Genomic DNA, 23,087 nt, shown 5'->3' on the forward strand with positions numbered 1-23,087 from the left:
TTGGGCATGGCTCAAGAATCAATCAATAGTTCTTCTGCCCCTGCTCCTCCTGCCTCCCCTGCTCCCCATTCCCCTCATTCATTGGAAAGCAACTCAATGGTTTTTCTATTACCTGGTGTTAAATTTGATCTGGATCTGATTCAAAAGTACGACACTCGCGCACCTAGATACACCAGTTACCCGCCTGCTACAGAGTTAAGCGAAACATTCACCGAAACTGATTTTAAGGCCGCGATCGCAGCATCGAATCAACGCAAAACTCCTATGAGTTTATATTTCCACATTCCCTTTTGCCAAAGTGCTTGCTACTTCTGCGGCTGTAATACGGTAATTTCCAACAACAAGAATATTGCCAAACCTTACGTAGAGTCTTTGGTTCAAGATATCAAAAATACCGCAGCTTTAATCGATCCAGATAGAAAAGTGCTGCAAATCCACTGGGGTGGTGGTACTCCTAATTATTTAAATCGTGACCAAGTAGAATTATTATGGAAAAACATTAATCGCTATTTCAACATCGATTCACAAGCAGAAATCTCAATTGAGATTAATCCGCGCTATATCGATAAAAACTACATTTTCTTTCTTAGACAGATTGGATTTAACCGTATTAGTTTTGGCATTCAGGATTTTAATAGTCAAGTTCAAGTAGCTATCAATCGTGTTCAGCCAGAAGAAATGCTATTTGATGTCATGAGTTGGGTTAAAGAAGCTAAGTTTGAAAGTGTGAACGTAGACCTTATTTATGGTTTACCCTATCAAACACGCGAGACATTTCGAGAGACTTTGAAAAAGACTGTTGAGTTAGACCCTGACCGAATTGTTGTCTTTAACTTTGCTTATGTGCCGTGGATTAAACCTACACAAAAAAATATTCCTCAAGAGGCGCTACCCGCAGCAGAAGAAAAGTTAGAGATTTTGAAAATGACCATTGAAGAATTGACAAATAACCAATATTTATTCATTGGGATGGATCATTTTGCTAAAACTAATGACGAACTAGCGATCGCTCAACGCAATGGCACTCTTAAACGCAATTTCCAAGGCTACACTACCCATGCTGAGACAGAATTATTTGGTTTTGGTGCCACATCCATCAGTATGCTAGAAGATGCTTATGCTCAAAACCACAAGGAATTGAAGGATTATTATCAGGCACTTGCAGCAGATACTTTACCTGTTAGTAAAGGTATTAAACTTACTCAAAATGACATCATCAGACGGGATGTTATCATGGGTATCATGTCTCACTTTCAGCTTCATAAGCAAGACATTGAAAACAAATATCAGATCAGTTTTGATGAATATTTCTCTGAGGAACTAGAGGCGTTAAAACCACTAGAAGCCGATGGTCTAGTCAGTTTATCAAAAAATCAGATCCAGATTACAGACATCGGTAGATTGCTAGTGAGAAATATTGCCGTAATATTTGATACTCACACAAGAATGCGAGAGACAAAATTCTCCCGTGCCATTTGATATTGGGCTGCCGCAAGTCAAGACGCGGCAACCCAATGATGGATATTTACAGCATCTAGCTGGCTGAAAATAAGATTTTAAATGAGTTCGAGCTTAATTTTACACGTATTGGCAGTGCCATACCCCTAATACCTTGCAATATAATGTTGTAACGCACTTAAATGCGAAACACTATATTTAGTAATTATCATAAACTTATTAATTAACGTTTTTTTATTACTCTGAAAAAATAAAATATTTGTAGGTTGGGTTAAGGAACAAAACCCAAAAACTCCCTAAATTTAGAAAACTTAATCACAACAAAGATTTTTTATTTTTATTTCCTGAGAGTTATAGAAGAGCCTTAAGTAAGTAGGCACAAACAATTACTTTAAGATGATTTTATTATTTGTGTTACAGTTTCAGCGCATCTCCAAAAAGTTAGATAATGTTTTTCTATCTTCAGATAGATATAAAATAACATATTTCGATTAGTTTATTACTGTCTATTTCTAGACTAAACTATGTATGAAATAATTGCTCATTGAACTAGCAAAAGTTTCGTTGAGCATTTTAATACTAAAACTGCCAATTTTTATTCAAATATTGATACAACCTCTTTTATCTAACTTTTGGATTTAGCATTTATCCCATCTGATAGAAAGAATTGTTAATCAAAGTTGATAACTTATACATAAGTGAGATTGTTGAGGCAGTTATGAGTATTGAGTATTCTTGCTTGGGTAATTTTAGGAGTTTTAGCAGGTGCGATGCCTAACGGCGGGCTACACCTACGCTAAGGCTATCTATCCTAGTAATCAAGGCGGCGGAATTATCTCTACAATGATTCTGGGTATCATTGGTGCTTTCGTCGGTCAAACTCTGTTTACCTTTCTACAAACAAGAACTTTACAAATTACTGCCGCTGGCACTGGTTTTATTCTTCCTGGTATTTTAGTGGCTGTGTTAGGCACAATTGTTGCTATTTATCTATGGGAATTAATTAGAAGAAGCAGCAATGCCTAATCGTTGATTGGCAATTCTCAACCCGGCGATAATTACTGTATTTTATTAGTTTTCTAGTTTTAAAAGCTATCAAACATCAAATTAGCTTTATCTATATCTAGAAGATACTAGGAAATTAGTCAACCTTTCTGTAAATTCAAAGTTTTTGGAAGTCTAAATCTATGTTTTTTCACAAAAAAGAGCCTATTCATGCCGTTAACGTTACTGAACCAAACCCTCGTTTTGCTCAGTTGCTTTTAGAGCAGTTTGGTGGAGCTACTGGCGAACTTAGTGCAGCACTTCAATATTGGGTTCAATCATTCCATGTCGAAAATCCTGGAATTAAAGATATGCTGCAAGACATTGCAATTGAGGAATTCGGCCATTTAGAAATGGTTGGTAAACTCATTGAAGCTCATACTAAGAATAGCGACCAAACAGAGGCTTATAAAAGTACTCTCTTTGCACTCCGAGGGGTTGGGCCTCATTTTCTAGATAGTCAAGGTCAGGCTTGGACGGCAGCTTACTTGAATGAGGGTGGAGATGTAGTGCGTGATTTGAGAGCTAACGTTGCAGCTGAAGCTGGCGCTCGTCAGACTTACGAAGAATTGATTAAGTTGGCAACTGATAAAGGAACCCAAGAGACTTTAGTCCATCTGTTAACACGAGAAATTTCTCATACCCAGATGTTTATGAAAGCTCTAGACTCGTTGGGTAAGTTGACAGATCCATTCTTTGGTAATATTAAACCAGATGAGACTGTTGCTCTCTACTACAACCTATCTACAAACGGAAATGGTCAAGATGAGCGTGGGCCTTGGAATTCTGAACCAACATTCAAATATATTGCTAATCCTCTAGAAAGTCACTCTTAATTCCAGAGTTTCTAGTTTGAGGATAGGTAATTGGAGCTAAGAATGTTTTTGATTAGTATATTCTGAAAAACTCCCAGTAGTCTGGTGGGCAAACAGCCCACCTTATTTAAAAAATCTTGGGCTATTTACTTGTATATTACACTCAAAAATGTTAGTATTAGCGACTTTTTAAGTAATAAATATAGATTTTAAACTAAGTATTTGGATACTTTTCTTAAATAATATTTAGCAATACTGAAAAAGTCAGAGCGATCGCTCTTCAATAGACCTGTAGCAGAAACCGAAAAACTGATCGATAATTTATTATTGGGCTAATAGCTAAATTAGGTTTAAACCGAATAATCGCAGTATTTTAAGTCGGTTTCAAGGTAACTTTACTATTTGTAGCTTGACTTTCTGAAAATTCAAGTATTTTTGTAATAGGTTTAATATATAGATCAAGATTTCTGACTTCGAAAATTAATTAATTCATTTAAATAACAAGCAAAGCCTAGAATCAGGAGATTACCTTGTGATTGTCAACCCTACGCAAAATGGTTGGGAGGTCATTTATCATCGTGCCCATGCTTTATTAGCAGCTCAACTGGCGGGACAGTGGCGACGTAAAGATGCTCCAGTAAGGTTATATGAAACCCTAGCTGCAATTTCTCATCACGATGACCTAGAAAAAGAGTGGGAAGAAGATATTCTCAGTGAAGGAGGTGCGCCAAACGACTTCACCCTCAACTCAAATGCCGATGTAGATGCCGGTGCTGATAAATTGGCTGAACTGGCAAAGAATGCCCTTTACCGTGGACGATGGGTAGCTTTGTTAATTTCTATGCATATCAGCCGTTTGAATGAGCCAAGCCGGGGTCAGAGTGCCAAGCTAGACAAACTTTTAGATGAGCAACTTAAAAACCAGCAACGTTGGCGTAAGGAACTGGGCATCGAAAAGGAAGATGTTGATTCTGCTTATGCATTTATGCAGTGGTGCGATCGCCTTTCTCTTATTTTATGTCAGCAAGAACTACCTGCTGATGAGCGATTTTTAGAAATTAGCAAGGGCCCTGACGATCAGCGCTATGACATCATGCAGCGCAGTGATAATTTAGTTATTGTCAAACCCTGGCCCTTCCAAGACGATAAATTTACGGTCAACGTTGAAGCCTGCGCCCTATCCCAGGTAAAATTTGAGAGCAACAGCGAACTAACTCAAGCCCTACAAGAAGCCCCCATTAAGGTACTTGAGTGGACATTCGTTAAGAGTTAGGGACTGACAAAAAATAAAAAAGAGCCAGAGAACTAACTCTCTGGCTCAAAGTTGGAGACAAAATAATCATCAAATTAAGGTTTGGGTAATAACCTAAATTCTTCCCAAGTTATGCAGCCCTAAGACAACGCCCACTCCTAAGATATGGCCAAAGGCGGTAGTTGCTAAAAGGGCTGGTAAACCAAAACCACCAAATAAATTGGCTGAGGGTAGTTTTGGTTCTGCGTTGGGAAATTTGATGGTAGATTTACCAAAAGCAATGGCAACGATATTAGCAATAATGATAATCAGTCCAACTGTCGGACTCCATTGCAGAGGTGTGGTTGCAGCAGCGAGTAAGGTTGAAGTAAACACCTGATTTGCTCCTGAAATTTATTAATGATTGAAAATATAATCTGCAACTTTCCGAAGCAAATTCAAGGAAATACTCGATTTTGCATCAATATTTAACAGTTATTCTTACTACTTAATACAATATGATTTTAATGCAGTAATAATGCAGCGTATTTCAGGTAAATGAAGTACATGGGTAGGGGCACAGCATGTTCCCTACGATTATCTGTACCTCACGCCTGTTGCAATCTGCTGTATATTCAAAGTACTGCAATGCTCGTTCGCCTTTGGTGTCTGCCATTAGACATCTACAGAAATTAATTATTCGGGGCTTTATCTATACACAGCCAATGTTGATGCTACCAACATCATATCTGCAAACAAAAGACCACATATAAAAAAGCATTAGTTTTCATCTATCAAAAGCATCAGATACAAGTATATAAGTTTTCTATATCTAAAGAAATTAAATATAAGTCCGTACCTAAAAAATTATACTTATAGCAGAAGTTGTAAAAATATATTAGACATATTAAATTAAAATAAATATTAATCAAAGTTTCTAAACAATTTCAGGAAAGTGTGCTAGACACGAACTTGGAACAAGCCAAAACTTTGTTAAAATCATCAACACACAAACTATGAACTCTATCACCGAAAAACGTATCGCCTTGATTTCCGTTCACGGAGATCCGGCGGTTGAAATAGGGAAAGAAGAAGCTGGGGTACAAAATGTTTATGTGCGTCAGGTGGGTGAAGCACTAGCGCAGCCTAGGGTGGCATGTTGAGTATGTTTACCCGCCAGGTGAGTCTGGAGCAAGACTTGATTATTCAACACACCGAAAATTGTCGAACTATTCGTTTAAAAGCTTGCCCTATCAGTTTGTGCCGCGAGATGAAATTTTTGAATATCTGCAAGAATTTGTTGATAATTTCCTCGAATTTCAAGTCAAAAATGAGATTACATACCACTTAGTTCACACTAACTATTGGCTCTCTAGTTGTGGTGGGGATGAAGTTAAAGCAAATCCAAGATAGTAAACAGGTTCACACCTACCACTCTTTAGGAGCGATCAAGTACAACACTATACAAGAAGAAGATATTCCTCAGATTGCTAGTGTGCGATTAGCAGTGGAAAAAGAGGTGTTGGAAAAAGCAGAGCGAATAGTAGCGACAAGTCCGCAAGAAAAGGAACACATGCGATCGCTAGTTTCGACAGAAGGCAATATCGACATCATTCCCTGCGGTACAGATATTCAGCGATTTGGTTCGATTGCACAAGAAGCAGCTAGGGCTAAATTGGGGATTGACAAAGAAACCAAAGTTGTACTGTATGTGGGGCGTTTTGACCAACGCAAAGGTATAGAAACTTTGGTAAGAGCAGTAAACGAGTCTGGGCTACGCGATTCCAAAAATATCCAGCTAATTATTGGCGGTGGTAGTACTCCAGGTAACAGCGACGGGATTGAGCGCGATCGCATTGAGCAAATCGTCAACGAATTGGGAATGAGCGACTTTACCATCTTTGCAGGTCGTCTGAGCCAAGATGTTTTACCAACTTATTATGCCTCTGCTGATGTTTGCGTTGTTCCCAGCCATTACGAACCCTTCGGACTCGTAGCGATCGAAGCGATGGCAAGCAGTACACCAGTTGTTGCTAGTGATGTCGGCGGACTTCAGTTTACTGTGGTTAATGAAGAAACTGGTTTATTAGCGCCACCACAAGATGTAGATGCTTTTGCCTCTGCCATTGACCGAATTCTCTTAAATCCAGAGTGGCGAGACGAATTGGGTAAAGCTGGTAGAAAGCGCGTCGAAGATAAGTTTAGCTGGGATGGTGTAGCAACTCAGTTGAGTGAACTTTACACCCAACTGTTGCAGCCACAACCAGTAGCGTCAATAGCAAAAGAACTAGGAGAGTCAACAGCAAAAAACCCAGTTTTGGTTGCTAATGATTCTTTTGCGTAACAGATAATCGTGAGTGAGTAACTCAGATAATATTTTGGGTTTAAATTTGGCAGCGTAGGCGTTGGCGTAGCCTGTCGTAGAGAAGCCCGCCGTAGGCATCGCTTAAGGTTGGAAAACTCGACACCAAACACAAGCTTTATAAAAAAGTAACTCTTCACCTAAGCGTAGAAGCTTATCTTATGATATATTTCTGCGTTTTTTCATTCGCAGCTACCACCAAACCAAGTAACCGCTATGATAGTTGAGGTCTGCTATGCTTTGACTAAACAAAAATAAAAGTATAGCGATCGCTACCATTTGAATATTAATAACTAATCGCTTTGCAACCAGTTGACTTTACCACTCTTACAGCTGCTTGTAGCGAAATCCGCGCTAACTGGCTACCATCACGCTTAGAACAGGTTTACCAGCGCGATCGCTACACGATTGCTATGGCATTACGCACCCTGCAACAGCGAGATTGGTTACAGATTTCCTGGCATCCCCAAGCTGCACATATTTGTATCGGCGATCCACCACCGCGATCGCCAGATACCTTTACCTTTAGCCAACAACTGATACACCAATTGGGTGGTTTGGCACTGGTGGCGATTGAAGCGATCGCACCTTGGGAGCGGGTGATTAATTTGCAATTTGCCCGTCGTCCTGGAGAAAGCGCCCTATATCATGTCTATGCAGAAATCATGGGCAAGTATAGCAACGTCATTCTCACCGACGCTAACAATATAATTATCACCGCCGCCCATCAAGTCAGTCAGCAACAATCTAGTGTCCGTCCCATCCAAACCGGACAACCTTATGAAACACCACCGAAACTGACTGGAACTGTCCCCAGTTTGAGCGAACCCCAAGAACGTTGGCAAGAACGGGTAAGTTTAGTACCAGGGGCATTCAAGCGGCAATTGCTCAAAAGTTATAGTGGCTTGAGTGCTGCACTACTGGAGTTAATGCTCCTAAAAGCAAATATCGCACCAGAAACATCCACCGATACTCTCAACCCCGACGACTGGCGACGGCTATTTGAGCATTGGCAAGAATGGCTGCAAGCCCTAGATTCCAAAGAATTTCAACCCGCTTGGACAAAAGATGGTTACACCGTGATGGGTTGGGGTGCAGTTGAAAAGGTCAAAGATATCCAAGAGTTACTTAACCGCTACTACAGTAACCAAATTGACCAACAGTTATTTTCCCAATTGCGCCATCAGTTGAGTCAGAAATTGCATAATATTCTAGCGAAATTACGGAATAAAGCTCAAACCTTTCAGACGCGCTTGCAGCAATCAGATCAAGCTGATGAGTATCGGCAAAAAGCTGATTTATTGATGGCTCATTTGCAAAACTGGGAACCAGGGATGAAAGAAATTATCCTTGCTGATTTTGAGACAAATTTGCCAGTTGCGATCGCTCTCCAACCAGATAAAAATGCCGTCCAAAATGCCCAAAGTCTTTACAAACAGCACCAAAAGCTGAAACGCGCTCGTGCTGCCGTGGAACCACTACTATTGGAAGTACAGACAGAAATTGAGTATTTAGAACAAGTAGAAGCTGCGATCGGCCAAATAGACACCTACCAAACAACAGAAGATTTGCGAGCTTTAGAAGAAATCCGCGAAGAGTTGATTGGACAAAAGTATTTAGAAGATCCAGAATATCGCAGCCGCAGTGCTAATGAACCCCCCAGCACAAACTTTCATCGTTACCTTACCCCCAGCGGCTTTGAAGTATTAATCGGTCGTAACAATCGCCAGAATGACCAATTAACCTTTCGTGTAGCTGGAGATTATGACATCTGGTTCCACGCTCAAGAAATTCCAGGGAGCCATGTGTTACTACGTCTAGAACCGGGTGCTGTTGCAGAAGAAGCTGATTTGCAATTTGTAGCTAATCTTGCCGCTTACTACAGTCGCGCCCGTCAAAGCGAGCAAGTGTCAGTAGTTTACACTCAGCCAAAACACGTCTACAAACCCAAAGGAGCAAAACCGGGAATTGCTATTTACAAGCAAGAAACCATACTTTGGGGAAAACCGCAAATAGTCTAGTTATTGGGCATTGGGCATTGGGCATGAGTTATTCTCCTTGTTTCCCCAGTCCCATCAAGCTGCATCAAATCCAATTCGTGGTCAAAGCGAGCGATCGCTTACAGATTTTCTATAAACTCTTCCGGTGTAACTTGCGCTTGCTTCAGAATGCCGCTCAATGTCCCTACCTTCAATTCTTGATGCACGGGTACAACACAGCCAGTTGTCCCTTCCGGCGTTTGCTTTTTCATCATAACATGACTACCGGTTTGTCGAATTTGCTCAAAACCCAAACGCTCCAGTGCCCGAATTGCCTCCCTACTTGAGGTTCGTGGCAACTTAGGTCATAGTGTGATTCTCAATGCTGGTCATATATCTTGGAGATGTTTCAGGTAGAGGAAATTCCTCTAAGTAAAGCCGCGTTGCCTCTCTCAAGCTAGCAATTGCTTGTTCGATTGTCTCTCCTTGATCGACCGTACCAACTTCGGGACACTCAGCTATATACATATCGTCCTCTTTATAAATGAGGACTGCAAAGCTGCGAGTTTTCATCGTACTGTATCCTCAATCCTTTTTATAGCAAGCATAGCATCACCCTTTCTCTATAGGACTTACGCACGAGTTACGGAATAACCAACCGCAGAGGCACAGAGGGCACGGAGAAATCAGAGTTTTAGAGATATTTTGCGTAAGTCTTACTCTATAAAGATGCCCGCCATGAACACCCATGAGTGGAGCGATCTTTCTTTCTTTGCGTCCTTTGCGTCCTTGGCGGTTCGTTTCTCTTATTTATATTTGATAGTTTGGCACTAATAATCCTATGACTTCAAGACATGGGAACATCAATTCGGCAAACCCTCTACCCGCATCAAATCCAATTCCCGTTCAAATATTTCATCAATTGACAACATTTGACCATCAACAGTCATAAATTTATGGTCTTTTGTTGCCCGAATTATTGAACCATCTTCCAAGCAATATTCAAACACCTCTTGTTGTCCGCGATCGTGCCATTGTGCCACAGGTTGCGTGTAAATATTTCCATTATTATCAACACTGTAGACAGTGCATTCAATGCGTTTTTCTACAATTTCTCCAATCGGCATTAATCCATATTCTACTGTCAATATTTCCGTATCATAGCTTAAACAATATTCAGCAAACTTCAACATTTGCTCAAATAATTCATCCGCAACTTTTTTCTGAACGCCATTTTTCGCTGCGCCATCCACGAATTTTTCTCGCTGTTTTTGCATCTCAGAAACTTTCTTTTTACCCATCGCTCGACGCAGCAAGTCAGCTTGTCCTAAAGAATATCCAGCCATATCCTGAGCAATTTTCATGATTTGCTCTTGATAGACCATAATTCCATAAGTTTCGTCTAATATTGGTTCCAGAACTTGGTGCTGATAATCAATTTTTTCTCGACCATGTTTGCGGTTAATAAATTTAGGAATTAGTCCCGCATCTAATGGCCCCGGTCGATAAAGTGCCAAAATAGAAGAAATATCTTCTATATTAGAAGGCTTCAAATCTCGCACAATCTGACGCATCCCAGAAGATTCTAGTTGAAATATTCCTTCTAACTCACCTGCTTCTAATAATTCATAAGTTTTTTGTACATCTTTTGGTAAACTGCTATGCTCACCTTTCGCTAATATCCTCTGGGCTTTTCTTTCCTGACGCGGAATTTCATCAGGATCAACTCGATATCCTCTCGTTTCTTGAATCAAATCTACAGTTTTTTGAATTAGCGTTAGGTTCCGTAAACCCAGAAAATCCATTTTCAACAAACCCATTGATTCCAGGTCTTCCATGAAATACTGGGTAATCACAGAACCGTCATTATTCTTCTGTAGCGGCACAATTTGATCAAGTGGTTCGTCTGAAATTACCACACCTGCGGCATGAACACCAAAAGTTTTGTTAGTTCCTTCAATTCGCATCGCCATATCAAGCCAATGGCGAACATGGGGTTCTTTATCATATTTCTCTTTAAACTCTGGTTCTGGAGTTTTATCGGAAACCATCACCTTGAGTTTCGTTGGTTTCCCCCGCACCACAGGAATCATTTTCGCCATTTTATCAGCTTCCCCATAGGGAATATTTAATACTCTGGCGACATCTTTCAAAACTGCTTTAGAAGTTAGACGGTTAAAAGTAATGATTTGAGCAACTCTATCTGCGCCGTATTTCTCAGTGACATAATCAATAACTTTATCCCGTTGTTCAATACAGAAATCCGTATCAATATCAGGCATGGATTTCCGTTCTGGGTTCAAGAAACGCTCGAATAGTAGCCCATGATGTACGGGATCAATATTAGTAATTCGCATTGCATAAGCGACTAATGAACCAGCCGCCGAACCCCGACCTGGCCCTACAGGAATATTGTTATCTCTAGCAAATTTGATGTAGTCCCATACAACTAAAAAGTATTTGGAAAAACCCATCTGCTGAATCATTTTCAGTTCGTATTCCAATCTTTCTTTATAGACGGAATCGACTTCCTGACGAGATTTGCGATTTAACCGTTCTAAAAGTCCACTCCATGCAACATCTTCGGCGTAAGTGTCAGCAGTATGACCAGAGGGAATGGGGGGTGTAGGAATCTGAGGCTCACCCATAATATGGTAAGGCTCGACTTTATCGGCGACTTCTTCAGTAGTAGCGATCGCTTCGGCAATCACATCATCCGGCAAATGGTCGCGAAATAGCTGCTGCATCTCCTCACCAGATTTGAGATATTCTGTGCCGCTATAACGCATCCGCTTATCTTCAATAATTAATTTGCCAGTTTGAATACATAGCAAAGCGTCGTGGGCTTCAACGTCAAAACAAGAAATAAAATGCGAATCATTGGTAGCAACAATTTTAATCCCTAGTTCGCGTGCAATTTTGACGATTTCAACATTTACAATCCGGTCTTCTTGGGAACCGTGATCTTGAATTTCTAGATAATAATCATCACCAAATACATCTTTATACCACTGAGCAACTTTCCGGGCGGCATCTGGTCTATTACTGAGAATCGCTTGGGGAATTTCTCCACCCAAACAAGCGCTGGTGACAATCAAGCCTTCATGATATTGTTTTAGTAAATCTTTATTAATACAGGGACGAGAAAAAATTCCTTTACCTTGAACACCATTAAGGTGAGAAATTGTGGTTAATTTGACTAAATTTTTGTAACCTTTGGTATTTTTAGCTAAAACTACTTGATGATATTTGGGACGGCGTTCTTGTTTCTCAATATCGCCGTTAATAATATACATTTCATTGCCGATAATCGGCTTAATATTTTGACTACGGCAAATTTTGATCAGTTCAACAGCGCCATACATGACACCATGATCGGTAAGAGCGATCGCTTTCATTCCCAGTGCGATCGCTTGATCTACCAACTCTGGTAGCTGACTTGCCCCATCGAGCAAACTGTAGTCACTGTGAATATGTAAAGGGACAAAGGACATAAGCATCTCCAACCACAAGCCAAGACACCTCTAGGGGCCTACCTTGTGGTATACCCTTTTGAGCTAGATTTTGCAAAGCAACGGAATCTTAGATTAACAGTTTTTAACCAAAATTAAAGCTGTTCTTTTTCTGGAATTATCACTATCATTAGTGTTGTTTTAATAGTTACAGCAGTTAACCGTATCTAGCCAATGAGTCAAAAAGAGAGTACTACTTCGCCTGAAACCAAAGCTAGCCCTTGGTGGCAGCGTATCCCTCTCACATTGCAAATTCTCATCGCCCTAATAGCCGCAGTCAGCGTTGGAATTGCCCTTGGTGCGGGGAATCCCAATCCCAACAACGCCACCTTAATCAATAATTTAGCAATTCCGGCTGAATTGGTGCTAAAGGCTCTCCGCGCCCTAGCTACGCCCCTGATTTTGGTAGCGGTGCTGCATACCTTAATGACTACCGATATCCCCGGTACAGCCGGACGGCGGCTGGCAGTGCTACTTTTGACTAACACTACCGTAGCTATTTTAGTGGGACTTTTGGTAGCGAATGTGCTGCGTCCGGGAACGTGGGGCAATGTAGCTACCTCAACAACTACAGAAATACCTACTCAGAGTCTAGACCCTTGGGGAATACTCAAAGATGCTGTTCCAGAAGCTGTCCTGAAGCCATTAGTTGATAATAATGTCATTCAACTGATTGTGATTGCCCTAAGTTTTGGCATCGTCCTGCGGGGATTAAAATCTGAACAAATTGCCCAAGGGAAAAAAACGGATACCAACCGATAGAGGATGTCATCGGCATTTTGTTTGAGGCGGTAGTCGGTGTCCTCAACTGGGTAATTGCCTTAGTCCCTTTCGCCGTCTTTGGAATTGTTGCTAAAACAGTTGCTATGCAAGGATTTGCACCATTTAAATCTTTGGCTGCATTTATCGTGGCGGTGCTGTTAGCATTGGCATTGCAGGCGTGCTACTACCTCACCAGAGTAAAATTTGGTTCTTGGGTACACCCGCTAAAATTTCTAGCTGGCGGTTCTGATGCCTTTTTGACAGCTTTCTCAACTTCTTCTTCTGCGGCGGCAATGCCCATAACCTTTGAGGTTTTGCAAACAAAAGTTGGCTTAAGAGAATCTTCTGCTGCTTTAGGGGCATTAGTCGGGGCAAACTTTAATAATGATGGCACTGCCCTTTACGAAGCAATGTCTGCGTTGTATATTTCCCAATTGATTGGGCAACATCTGACTCTAGGACAGCAATTAATTGTCATCCTTACCTCGATTTTTGCATCTGTAGGTGCGGCAAATATTCCCAATGCGGGGCTGGTAACGATGACATTGGTGTTCACTTCTGTAGGCTTACCTACCCAGTACATTGCTTTGTTAGTGACTGTAGACTGGTTTTTGGATCGCTGCCGCACTGCGATTAATGTTATGGGAGATATGACTGTCAGTGCTTTACTTGATGGCAAAAAGCCTCGTTCTGTAGACGAGGCTTAATTTGACGGCTTTTGAGGTATCTAATGCTGTTGAGGCCCTTTGGCATCACATTCTTTACTCCAGCAGCGTTCTAGAAGTCGAAGATGCCAGATCAATGCAAAGCGTTGGGGATTCAATACTAATTTAGTCTCGCGACTAAATAAAGGCTGGTTCAGATACTGCCAAAGGGGAAATTTAATCTTGGTGTGTTTTGGAGCCATAAGAACAAGAGAATATTATAAAAGTTTAGTGGCTATAGTTGGCATTTTGTTTAACAAGTGCCTCATACTGTTTTGCTAGTTAAAGGCTACACTGCGTTCCTACAATTGTCTTGGTGGCAATTGCGGAATTTCAGTAAATGAATTTATGTTATTTCCGCTTTAATACTGAAATTCACAGACACCATTTTTCTGATTCCACATCCGGTGAAAAGTCATACCATTTTGCATCTCGACAAAAAAATTGGGACGGACAAGATGTCCGTCCCATAAGAAAAAAGAGAATTTTTGTTATCAAACGCCTTGGCTATATTTAAGCTAAAGCGGTTTGGTTAAGTTAAGTTACTCACTATTTAATAATGAGTGCCGGTTTTGCGATGGTTAATGGCAGTAACAGCATCAGGCTTGAGTAATTTACCTTCGTCCACAGTTGCATACACAACCCAGTGATCGCCACATTCCAGACGTTGGTTGACGGAACATTCCAAATATGCTAGAGCGTCGGTGAGGACAGTACAGCCGTTATCCGCAACTGCTGTACTAAAGTTGGCAAATCGGTCTTCCCCAGGCGCGAAAGATTTACGGAAATGCTTCATGTAGTCTTGATGATTGCCTTCAGGTAGAATATTTAAGGCAAACTTACCGCCTGGATACATCAAAGATTCGATCGCTCGGTCTTTGGCGATCGCCATAGTTAATCCGGGTGGGTTAAAGGTGGCTTGAGAAACCCAAGCGCCTAACATTGCCGTAGACACATCTCCAAGTTTCGCTGTCACCACGCAGACGGAACCAACGATCCGACCAACAGCCTGTTCCACTGGAGTAGCGGCTTGTTGTGGTACGCGTACCTTTTTAGCTTTTTTCAGCGCTTGGGCAAAGTCTGTACCTAGTTCTTCACAAAACTTAAGAGTGACATCATCAGGTTTAAACTTCACCTTCAGGGTGTCAAAGCCAAAGCGATATCCAGCATCCCGGAGTTTACCTTCGATTAAGTCAAAGGCTTCGCCACTCCAGCCATAAGAACCAAAAACCCCAGCGAGTTTGCTGTTGTCACCGCTTGATAGCACAATACCTAAAGCAGTATGAATGGGAGTTGGCGCATGACCACCGATGGTAGGAGAACCAATGATAAAACCCTCTGACTGTGCCAGGTTGATGCGAATTTCATCAGGGGTAGCAAATTCGCAGTTGATTGATTTAACTGCAACTCCACCTTTAGTTAGTCCCAGAGCGATCGCTTGTGCTAAAGTCGCTGTATTCCCGTAAGCTGAAGCGTAAAGTAGGGCAACAGAAATTTCGCGATCGTTGTGAGAACGGCTCCATTCTCCATAAGCTTTGGTAAGTTCAATTAACCCAGTGCGTACCAAGGGCCCGTGACCCACAGCATACATTCTCACCTGTAAATCTGATATTTTTTCCAAAGCTGCTTGCACATGAGGAATTTGGGGAGCCATCAAGCAGTTAAAGTAATAACGCTGGTCTTCTTTAAGCGCTTCCCAATTATCATCAAACGCTTCATCACCACAGAGATGAGTTGCAAATAACTTATCTGTGTAGAGAATTTGGGTTTGCTGATCGTAGGTACAAAGTCCTTCCGGCCAACGTGGACTAGGAGTGGGTAAGAATTTTAAAACATGACCCTTGCCTAAATCCAGAGTTTCTTTCCCCCGCATCACCAAGACTTTCAAATCCTGATCTAAGAAAGCAGCACGCAAATTGTTCGCACCAGGAAGAGAACAGACAAAAGTTACCTGTGGTGCTAGTTCTAAAATTGCTTTGAGGGTGGCAACTCGATTGGGGCTAAAATGACCCAGGATTATATAATCCAAACGTTGTAAATCTAAAGTCTGCCGCAATGCCTCTAAATAAATTTCGGTAAAACTTTCTGGCGGTGGATCAATAAGTGCGGTTTTATCAGCTTCAATTAAATAGCAATTGGAGGTAGTACCTCTTTCAAGTGCATATTCAATTTCAAACCGCAGACGTGACCAACTACGTGCTTTCAGAAGTTTAGTATTGGTAGCAATTGGTAGAACTTGGACGTCGCGTGGCTTGGAATTGGTCATAGCTGTTTTAAAGTTGGGGAATTGGGCATTGGGCATTGAGAATTGGGCATTGAGAATTGAGACAAGGGGAATTGGGACAAGGGGAACAAGGAGAATAACTTGTACCCAATGCCCCATGCCCTATGCCCCATAACCAATCTTTAGTAGTAATTACCTACTTTGCGATGGCGAACGGCTGTCAATCCATCGTTTTTGGAGACACGACCTTCTTGGACGGTGCAATATAAAATCCAGTGGTCGCTGCATTCCATGCTGCTCTGGATTTCACATTCTATGTATGCCAGAGCATCAGTTAGAATTGGGGAACCGTTTTTCGCGGTTTGAGTTTTCACCCCAGCAAAGCGGTCAGCACCGGGATGCAAGCGCTTGAGGAAGTGCTTCTTGAGTTCTTGATAATTGCCTTCTTCCAAAACGTTGAGGACGAAGCGATCGCCTATTTGCATTAAGGAATCAATGGCGCGGTCTTTGGCAACGGCAATTGTCAATCCTAATGGTTGCAAACTCGCTTGCGTTACCCAGGATGCCAGCATTGCACTTGAGGCATTATCTTTTTTAGTAGTGACTATATACAGTCCACTACTAATGCGACCCAGCGCCTTTTCCATGTTGACATCGAGGGACTTGATTTGCTTGATGTTGCGATCGCGCACCAGCAATTGTCCGATGTCTTTACCCGCTTCTTCACACAACTGGAATGTTGATGCGCTGGGAACTTCTTTAATCCGAATGGGTGGGAAAGCTTCTTTGATGTCAGAGTTGAGAAATTGTCTGCGGAGTGTATCAATGGGTTCATCATCCCCACCGTAACATTCAAACAGCCCAATCAATTGCTTGTTCTTGGCGACAGCTAGCACCGAACTGATACTAGCTTGGGCGGCGGCGGAAGTAGTCGGGGGCATACCAATAATAATGCCAGCTGCTCTCCCGGCTAGTTCTTGAATTTCTTGGCTCTCAGCAGTATTCAGATCGAGTACTTCTACGCCAATACCAGTTTTTAGTATACCTTCGGCAATTGCGTGACCAAGGCGTTCGCCATACCCGTAATCTGAGACAAAAAACAAGCCAACTGTTGTTTCTGCTTTAGCTTGCTTTTGGCTCCAATTTTCGTAGCACCCGGTTAGAACATCTAAATGGTGGTATAATAATGGCCCGTGACCATTGGCGATAATATTAATCTTTCCGAGATCACCCATCCGCTTCATCGCATTCAGCAGCGAACGAGCGTTAGGGCCCATCAAGCAGTCGTAGTAAAATCTAAAGTCAGCTTCGATCGCTTCTAAATCTTCGTCGAAGGTGCGATCGTCACAGAAGTGCATCCCAAAAGCATCACAGGTGTACAGGATTTGGGTTTTGCGGTCAAAGCTAAAGATTGTATCCGGCCAGTGCAGGTTAGGCGCACTCACGAATTCCATTTCGTGTCCTTTGCCAATATCGATGCGATCGCCGGTTTTGACAACTCGCTTCGAGAAAGGATCGTGGACTAAGCCTTCTAAAAACTGAAGTGCAACTTTTGAGGCTAAAACGGTAGCTCTAGGAGCTAATTGAAGAACATCTTCCACCAAACCGCTATGGTCTGGCTCTGTGTGGCTGACAATTATGTAATCAATTGTTTTTGGGTTAACAAGACCTTTGAGAGTCTCTAAATACAGATCGCGAAACTTCTGGTGAGAAGTATCGATCAAAACTGTTTGTTCACCCCTAATTAGATATGAATTATAGGTTGTGCCGTTTTGCAGCCCGAATTCGATATCGAAGCGATCGCGATCCCAATCAAGAGAGCGAATCGCCGTTGTGTTAGGGGCAATTTCTACAGTTTGTATAGTTAGCCGATGTTGAACGTTCTCTGCGTGGGCATTGCCTGTCGTAGACATCGCTACCATTATTCGTCTCCGAGCGCAAATTAACAGGTTTTTCTTCTGCCCCCATTGTCTCTATTATTTATTGTTGAAGTTGTAATGAATATCAGTTTTCGCAAAATTTAACTTGTATCAATTATTGCTGTTTTTTAGCAAAAAATATGTCTCATAAAACATACTAAATATTAATTTATTCTGAAAATTTTACTGAGTATTTAATTTGGCTATCTATCTTATTTTATCTTAATTCAAAAACATCATTGTCGTCATACTTTTTATCGGAAAAGCATGGTTTAATCAATATTTTATTGTTAGTTGATATATTAATGCTAAATCATTTGTGTTAATCTATCTGGCCACAGAATAAATTTCAACAGCAACCAATGTATCTAGATATCAAGTAGAAAAAGTTAGTTTTATCTAGGTGTACTATTACAAATAACTAGTAAAAGTAGGAAAGGTAGGAAAGGTAGGAAAAGTTTTCCTCACTTTTTAACAGGCATCAAGTATGCTGTCGATATTATTTTTATAATGGGTATTAAATATATTTTTGTCTCAGCCAATAATATTGTTATGTTAAATATAAAGCTTATGTAAAGTTGAAAAAACAGATACTTTTTTGGAGGTAATCTAATCAAATTTTTTGAGATGGTTTGGATAAAAAGAACTAGGCTTGTATATCTTTTTCTGCTCATACAAGTGCAAGATAGCGTAAAAATCATTTTTAAAGTTTCGATAAATCTCCGTAAGCATACGAATAATCTAAGAATTTTAATGATACAGTCCTTTATTATCGACTTCAGATATTAATCAGGACAACGCCAACAAATTATTGTTGTCATAGCTATAAGCAAAAGTTGCTGGCTATCTAATGAATTTGTCCAACAAGCTAATGGTGTAGTTTTGAGTTCCCCGTTTGCGTAGTGTCTCGCAGAGAAGGGACTGACTGTATAAAAGGTTATTATTTATGGGATGCCGATTAAAAGTCTTTCTCACAGAACAAGAAAAGCTGACTCTAGAAGAGTTAAGAAAAGCCAAGGATGTTCCTCAACGTACTAAGGATCGCGCTCAAGTTTTACTGCTGAATAATCGCGGCTTAAAAAATGAGCAAATTGCTCAAGGTTTGAACTGGGCAATTTCAACAGTACGTCAAACCCTTCATCGCTGGGAAAAGGTGGGTTTAGTAGGTTTGTGGGATGCTCCTGGTCGAGGAGGAAAACCCCGATATTCGGAATCAGATTTAGTTTATCTAGAAAATTGTTTAGCTCAAGAGCCACAGAGTTATAACTCTAAACAATTAGCAAAAAAACTGGCATCTGAGCGTCAAGTTAATTTGAGTGCAGATCGATTACGACGGGTACTAAAAAAAAGGGGAAGGAGGTTTGGAAGCGCACGCAAGCAACCTCAAGAACAGATAATTAGCTGATTGAAAAGTATTAAAACAATTCGCAATTCGCAATTCGCAATTCGCAATTACGTTTTGCGACGGGGATTTAGACCGCGACCCAAAACGGGCTGCCTGTAGAGGCAGGGGACTTAAACCCCCAAAGTTAGTTAAAGAAGATTCTAGATTTGTAGGCACGCAAGTCCTTGCGCCCCTATGTACCCTGCGGGACGCTTACGCAAACGCGGAGCGTCCCGCAGTGATGGGATATTTTTTTAACTGAAGTCCCTTAGATAAAACAAAATCCACCAAACAGTAAAATGCTTGGTGGAATTGTTACTTATTCTTAGTGGATCCGAGCAGAGTCGAACTGCTGTCCAAATTGGGTATTGACCCCCCGCTCATTCACAGGTTTAGCCTTTCTGACCCTCAAGGCGGGAATCGTTCATTATCCCGAACGTAGGATGCTCTGATTTAATCTTAGCTAGTAAGCCAACCAGAGAACGCTTACTAGAGCATCCGTTGGGGGTTGGTCTTCAGTCCTTAACGGAGTCAAACTAAAGACGCTCGAACCTGTAAGAGGTTTTTAGGCAGCTGCTACTAGAGCAGGCTTACGAGCAAAGCTAACGATGTTATTCGCATTTACTTTTTGTTTGAGCCTTTGATTTCCGAGAGGAGACTCACTCTCGACCTGAATCACAGAGCAGCGTTCGCCAACCTGTCGAAACCGTGACGGACCCATGCGCTTCATATTTCAATTATAGTACGCGATTATTGAATTCGTAATTCGTAATTCGTAATTCGTAATTATCAAAGTCAGAATATATAGCTCCAATTACTCAAAATAGCCAATCGCTAATTTTAAAACCATTAGCAATTGGCTATTTGCCATAATCCACAACAAGTATTTTTCTAAGTTAGTGCTTCAGCACCACCAACAACCTCAAGGAGTTCTTGGGTAATTGCAGCTTGTCGGGCTTTGTTGTAAGACAATGTGAGGGTGTTAATCAATTCACCGGCATTTTCACTGGCATTACTCATGGCTGTCATCCGCGCTGCTAGTTCACTAGCTGCTGATTCTTGCAGTGCCCGCAATAGCTGGTTACTTAGATACAGGGGCAATAGAGAATCGAGAATCTGCACTGGATCTTGCTCAAAAATCATGTCAGGAGCCAATGCGCGGGCTTGGCTAGTCACTTTTTCCCGTTCGACTTCAAATTTACCGCCACGGGTTGTTAAGCGGAAGATTTCATCATCGCCTGCTTCTAGACCTTGTGGATCGAGGGGCAGTAGGGTTTGAATCACAGGACGGGAGCTAACCAAGGAAAGGAATCTGGTGTAGATTAATTCGATGCGATCTACTTCTTCGGAAAGGAATAAGGAAAGTAGTTGGTCGGCAATCTGATTGGCTTCGGCTGCGGTGGGAATTTGCTCTAAACCGCTATAGGTAGCATCAATAGGCTGATCGCGGCGTTGAAAGTACTGTGTAGCTTTGCGTCCGACTAACACAAATTGATAGTTTAAACCTTCTGCCTTAATTTCTTTGGCGCGGTTTTCTGCACGACGGATAACGTTATTATTGTAGCCGCCGCATAGACCGCGATCGCCTGAAATTACCAATAGCCCAACTGACTTAACTTCTCTTTTTTTCAGCAGTGGTAGGTTTGCTTCTTCAAAGCGCAGACGGCTTTGCAAACCATACAATACTTGTGCCAAGCGATCGGCAAAGGGGCGAGTCGCTAGCACTTGTTCTTGCGCCCGGCGCACTCTAGCCGCAGCTACGAGACGCATGGCTTCTGTGATTTTTTTGGTGTTTTTGACCGACTGGATGCGATCGCGTATTGCTTTTAGATTGGCCATATTCCGATTTTAGATTTTAGATTTTAGATTTTAGATTTGGGGTTTCGGATTTTAGATTTAATCCTGAATCCAAAATCCTGAATCCAAAATCCGATTTTAGATTTTAGATTTGGAATTTCGGATTTTAGATTTAATCCAAAATCCAAAATCCAAAATCCAAAATTGCTAGGCTGCTGCTTTGAAGGTCTTCTTATATTCGGTGAGTGCTTCTTTCAAGGCAGCTTCTTCTGCGTCACCTAGTGCTTTGGAGCTTTTTACTCCTTCGGCATACTGGGTTTTACCAGTTTTTAAGTAATCCCGCAGACCTTTGGTGAAGGTGGTTACTTGATTTACAGGCACATCATCTAAGTACCCATTAATACCAGCATACAAAATTGCTACTTGCTCGTATACCGACAGTGGCGAATTTTGTGGCTGCTTGAGAAGTTCGCGCAACCGTTGACCCCGTGCCAACTGATCTTGGGTGGCTTTATCTAAGTCGGAAGCAAATTGTGCGAAGGCTTGCAGATCGTCAAATTGGGCTAATTCCAATTTAATCTTACCGGCAACTTTTTTCATTGCCTTGGTTTGAGCCGCAGAACCCACGCGGGATACTGAAATACCTGGGTTCACAGCCGGACGGATACCAGCGTTGAACAAGTCAGAAGATAGGAATATCTGACCATCGGTAATAGAAATTACGTTGGTGGGGATGTATGCTGAAACGTCACCAGCTTGGGTTTCGATGATTGGTAGGGCGGTCATACTGCCTTTACCTAATTCATCACTCAGTTTTGCTGCTCTTTCTAACAAACGAGAGTGAATGTAGAATACATCTCCAGGGTAAGCTTCGCGTCCGGGTGGACGACGCAGCAGTAGGGACATCTGCCGATAAGCTTGGGCTTGCTTGGAGAGGTCATCGTAAATTATCAGGGTAGCTTTACCCTTATACATAAAGTACTCAGCAATACTTGCGCCTGTGTAAGGAGCTAAGTATTGTAGGGTTGCTGGTTCACTGGCACTAGCAAAGACAACGACGGTGTAATCCATCGCGCCTTTTTCTTGCAATGTCTGCACCACGTTAGCAACAGTGGAAGCCTTTTGACCGATCGCAACGTATACACAAACTACATCTTCTTCTTTTTGGTTGATGATTGTGTCGATGGCGATCGCAGTTTTTCCGGTTTGGCGATCGCCAATAATCAATTCCCGTTGACCACGACCGATGGGAATCATTGAGTCAATAGCTGTGATACCCGTTTGCATGGGTTCGTGTACAGACCGACGGGCAATGATACCTGGTGCTGGAGATTCAATCAAACGGCTTTCTGAGGATTTGATGTCTCCCTTACCATCGATGGGAAGACCCAAAGCGTTTACAACTCGTCCAATTAAGGCTTCTCCTACGGGTACTTGGGCAATTTTACCAGTAGCGGTTACAGAACTACCTTCTTGAATGTCCAGCCCTTCACCCATCAACACCGCGCCCACGTTGTCTTCTTCTAAGTTTTGGGCGATGCCAATTGTACCATCTTCAAATTCCAAAAGTTCCCCAGACATAGCCTTTTCCAGACCATAAATCCGGGCAATACCGTCACCTACTTGGAGGACAGTACCAACGTTAGCAACTTTGACCTCTTGATCGTATTGCTCGATTTGTTGTTGGATAATGCTGCTAATTTCGTCAGGTCTAATTGATATGCTCATGTGTCTATCTTGTTTGCTTTCGAGAGGGGAAAATTCAATAGTTAGGAGTGATGAGTTAAGAGTGATGAGTTAAAAAAGCAAAGCTTAAAAGTTAAAAGTCAAAATAAATTACTATTTACTTAACTCCTAACTCTTGACTCCTAACTCCTGACTTCTAACTTCTAACTC

General features: G+C 41.6%; 14 protein-coding genes, 1 other RNA gene and 3 pseudogenes. 8 read left to right on the forward strand and 10 right to left on the reverse strand.

Annotated elements, in window-relative coordinates; genetic code table 11:
• Positions 1-96: 96 nt before the first annotated feature.
• The 4 genes and pseudogenes from hemN (at position 97) to ANSO36C_RS09485 (ending at position 4,590) form a co-directional block, all read left to right on the forward strand.
• The gene (gene hemN, locus ANSO36C_RS09470) at positions 97-1,479 is read left to right on the forward strand and encodes an oxygen-independent coproporphyrinogen III oxidase (RefSeq protein ID WP_251959323.1); all 1,383 of its coding nucleotides are present in this window, start codon (positions 97-99) and stop codon (positions 1,477-1,479) included.
• Positions 1,480-2,183: 704 nt separating this feature from the next.
• Positions 2,184-2,484 (forward strand): annotated as a pseudogene (locus ANSO36C_RS09475) (GlsB/YeaQ/YmgE family stress response membrane protein).
• Between the two features lie 161 nt (positions 2,485-2,645).
• Entirely contained in the window at positions 2,646-3,338 is a 693-nt protein-coding gene (locus ANSO36C_RS09480) for a manganese catalase family protein (RefSeq protein WP_251959324.1), read from the forward strand.
• Between the two features lie 511 nt (positions 3,339-3,849).
• The gene (locus ANSO36C_RS09485; protein ID WP_251959325.1) at positions 3,850-4,590 is read left to right on the forward strand and encodes a DUF3891 family protein; all 741 of its coding nucleotides are present in this window, start codon (positions 3,850-3,852) and stop codon (positions 4,588-4,590) included.
• Positions 4,591-4,683: 93 nt separating this feature from the next.
• On the opposite strand, the gene psaK is transcribed toward ANSO36C_RS09485, so the two are convergent.
• Positions 4,684-4,944, reverse strand: coding sequence for a photosystem I reaction center subunit PsaK (gene psaK, locus ANSO36C_RS09490; RefSeq protein WP_251959326.1), 261 nt, complete (start codon positions 4,942-4,944; stop codon positions 4,684-4,686).
• A 620-nt stretch (positions 4,945-5,564) separates the two neighbouring features.
• On the opposite strand from psaK, the pseudogene ANSO36C_RS09495 reads away from it, so the two are divergent.
• Both ANSO36C_RS09495 and ANSO36C_RS09500 read left to right on the forward strand, forming a co-directional pair.
• Positions 5,565-6,892, forward strand: a pseudogene (locus ANSO36C_RS09495) (glycosyltransferase family 4 protein).
• A 320-nt stretch (positions 6,893-7,212) separates the two neighbouring features.
• Positions 7,213-8,931 carry an Rqc2 family fibronectin-binding protein gene (locus tag ANSO36C_RS09500; RefSeq protein ID WP_251959327.1) on the forward strand — a complete coding sequence of 573 codons (1,719 nt, stop codon included), beginning with the start codon at positions 7,213-7,215 and terminating at the stop codon, positions 8,929-8,931.
• 98 nt (positions 8,932-9,029) lie between these two features.
• On the opposite strand, the gene ANSO36C_RS09505 is transcribed toward ANSO36C_RS09500, so the two are convergent.
• The 3 genes from ANSO36C_RS09505 to ANSO36C_RS09515 form a co-directional block, all read right to left on the reverse strand.
• Positions 9,030-9,248 carry a type II toxin-antitoxin system HicA family toxin gene (locus tag ANSO36C_RS09505; RefSeq protein WP_251959328.1) on the reverse strand — a complete coding sequence of 73 codons (219 nt, stop codon included), beginning with the start codon at positions 9,246-9,248 and terminating at the stop codon, positions 9,030-9,032.
• A 1-nt stretch (position 9,249) separates the two neighbouring features.
• Complete coding sequence (locus tag ANSO36C_RS09510; protein ID WP_251959329.1) at positions 9,250-9,462, reverse strand: type II toxin-antitoxin system HicB family antitoxin; 213 nt, start codon at positions 9,460-9,462, stop codon at positions 9,250-9,252.
• Between the two features lie 290 nt (positions 9,463-9,752).
• On the reverse strand, positions 9,753-12,383 hold the full coding sequence (locus tag ANSO36C_RS09515; protein ID WP_251959330.1) for a DNA polymerase III subunit alpha: 2,631 nt from the start codon (positions 12,381-12,383) through the stop codon (positions 9,753-9,755).
• A 192-nt stretch (positions 12,384-12,575) separates the two neighbouring features.
• On the opposite strand from ANSO36C_RS09515, the pseudogene ANSO36C_RS09520 reads away from it, so the two are divergent.
• Positions 12,576-13,870 (forward strand): annotated as a pseudogene (locus tag ANSO36C_RS09520) (dicarboxylate/amino acid:cation symporter).
• Between the two features lie 20 nt (positions 13,871-13,890).
• Here the strand turns inward: ANSO36C_RS09520 and ANSO36C_RS09525 are convergent.
• From ANSO36C_RS09525 to ANSO36C_RS09535, 3 genes are all read right to left on the reverse strand, one after another.
• Complete coding sequence (locus ANSO36C_RS09525) at positions 13,891-14,070, reverse strand: hypothetical protein (protein ID WP_251959331.1); 180 nt, start codon at positions 14,068-14,070, stop codon at positions 13,891-13,893.
• 350 nt (positions 14,071-14,420) lie between these two features.
• The gene (locus ANSO36C_RS09530) at positions 14,421-16,133 is read right to left on the reverse strand and encodes a diflavin flavoprotein (RefSeq protein WP_251960289.1); all 1,713 of its coding nucleotides are present in this window, start codon (positions 16,131-16,133) and stop codon (positions 14,421-14,423) included.
• A gap of 140 nt (positions 16,134-16,273) precedes the next feature.
• Entirely contained in the window at positions 16,274-18,013 is a 1,740-nt protein-coding gene (locus ANSO36C_RS09535; protein WP_251959332.1) for a diflavin flavoprotein, read from the reverse strand.
• A 943-nt stretch (positions 18,014-18,956) separates the two neighbouring features.
• Here ANSO36C_RS09535 and ANSO36C_RS09540 point away from each other — a divergent pair.
• Positions 18,957-19,415, forward strand: a complete 459-nt coding sequence (locus tag ANSO36C_RS09540) for a helix-turn-helix domain-containing protein (protein ID WP_251959333.1) — start codon at positions 18,957-18,959, stop codon at positions 19,413-19,415.
• A gap of 305 nt (positions 19,416-19,720) precedes the next feature.
• Here ANSO36C_RS09540 and ssrA read toward each other — a convergent pair.
• The 3 genes from ssrA to atpA form a co-directional block, all read right to left on the reverse strand.
• Positions 19,721-20,113: a transfer-messenger RNA gene (ssrA, locus tag ANSO36C_RS09545) on the reverse strand.
• 172 nt (positions 20,114-20,285) lie between these two features.
• The gene (locus tag ANSO36C_RS09550) at positions 20,286-21,233 is read right to left on the reverse strand and encodes a F0F1 ATP synthase subunit gamma (protein WP_251959334.1); all 948 of its coding nucleotides are present in this window, start codon (positions 21,231-21,233) and stop codon (positions 20,286-20,288) included.
• A gap of 165 nt (positions 21,234-21,398) precedes the next feature.
• A complete protein-coding gene (atpA, locus tag ANSO36C_RS09555) occupies positions 21,399-22,919 on the reverse strand; it encodes a F0F1 ATP synthase subunit alpha (RefSeq protein ID WP_251959335.1) in 1,521 nt (506 codons plus the stop codon).
• Positions 22,920-23,087 lie beyond the last annotated feature (168 nt).

The sequence above is a fragment of the Nostoc cf. commune SO-36 genome, from assembly GCF_023734775.1.
Lineage (GTDB): Bacteria > Cyanobacteriota > Cyanobacteriia > Cyanobacteriales > Nostocaceae > Nostoc > Nostoc commune_A.

Bases quoted from the DNA above. Each gene is read 5' to 3' on its own strand.
- ANSO36C_RS09530 (WP_251960289.1), bottom strand. From the start codon at position 16,133: ATGACCAATTCCAAGCCACGCGACGTCCAAGTTCTACCAATTGCTACC.
- ANSO36C_RS09550 (WP_251959334.1), bottom strand. From the start codon at position 21,233: ATGGCCAATCTAAAAGCAATACGCGATCGCATCCAGTCGGTCAAAAAC.
- ANSO36C_RS09480 (WP_251959324.1), top strand. From the start codon at position 2,646: ATGTTTTTTCACAAAAAAGAGCCTATTCATGCCGTTAACGTTACTGAA.
- ANSO36C_RS09525 (WP_251959331.1), bottom strand. From the start codon at position 14,070: ATGGCTCCAAAACACACCAAGATTAAATTTCCCCTTTGGCAGTATCTG.
- hemN (WP_251959323.1), top strand. From the start codon at position 97: ATGGTTTTTCTATTACCTGGTGTTAAATTTGATCTGGATCTGATTCAA.
- ANSO36C_RS09510 (WP_251959329.1), bottom strand. From the start codon at position 9,462: ATGAAAACTCGCAGCTTTGCAGTCCTCATTTATAAAGAGGACGATATG.
- ANSO36C_RS09515 (WP_251959330.1), bottom strand. From the start codon at position 12,383: ATGTCCTTTGTCCCTTTACATATTCACAGTGACTACAGTTTGCTCGAT.
- ANSO36C_RS09535 (WP_251959332.1), bottom strand. From the start codon at position 18,013: ATGGTAGCGATGTCTACGACAGGCAATGCCCACGCAGAGAACGTTCAA.
- ANSO36C_RS09540 (WP_251959333.1), top strand. From the start codon at position 18,957: ATGGGATGCCGATTAAAAGTCTTTCTCACAGAACAAGAAAAGCTGACT.
- atpA (WP_251959335.1), bottom strand. From the start codon at position 22,919: ATGAGCATATCAATTAGACCTGACGAAATTAGCAGCATTATCCAACAA.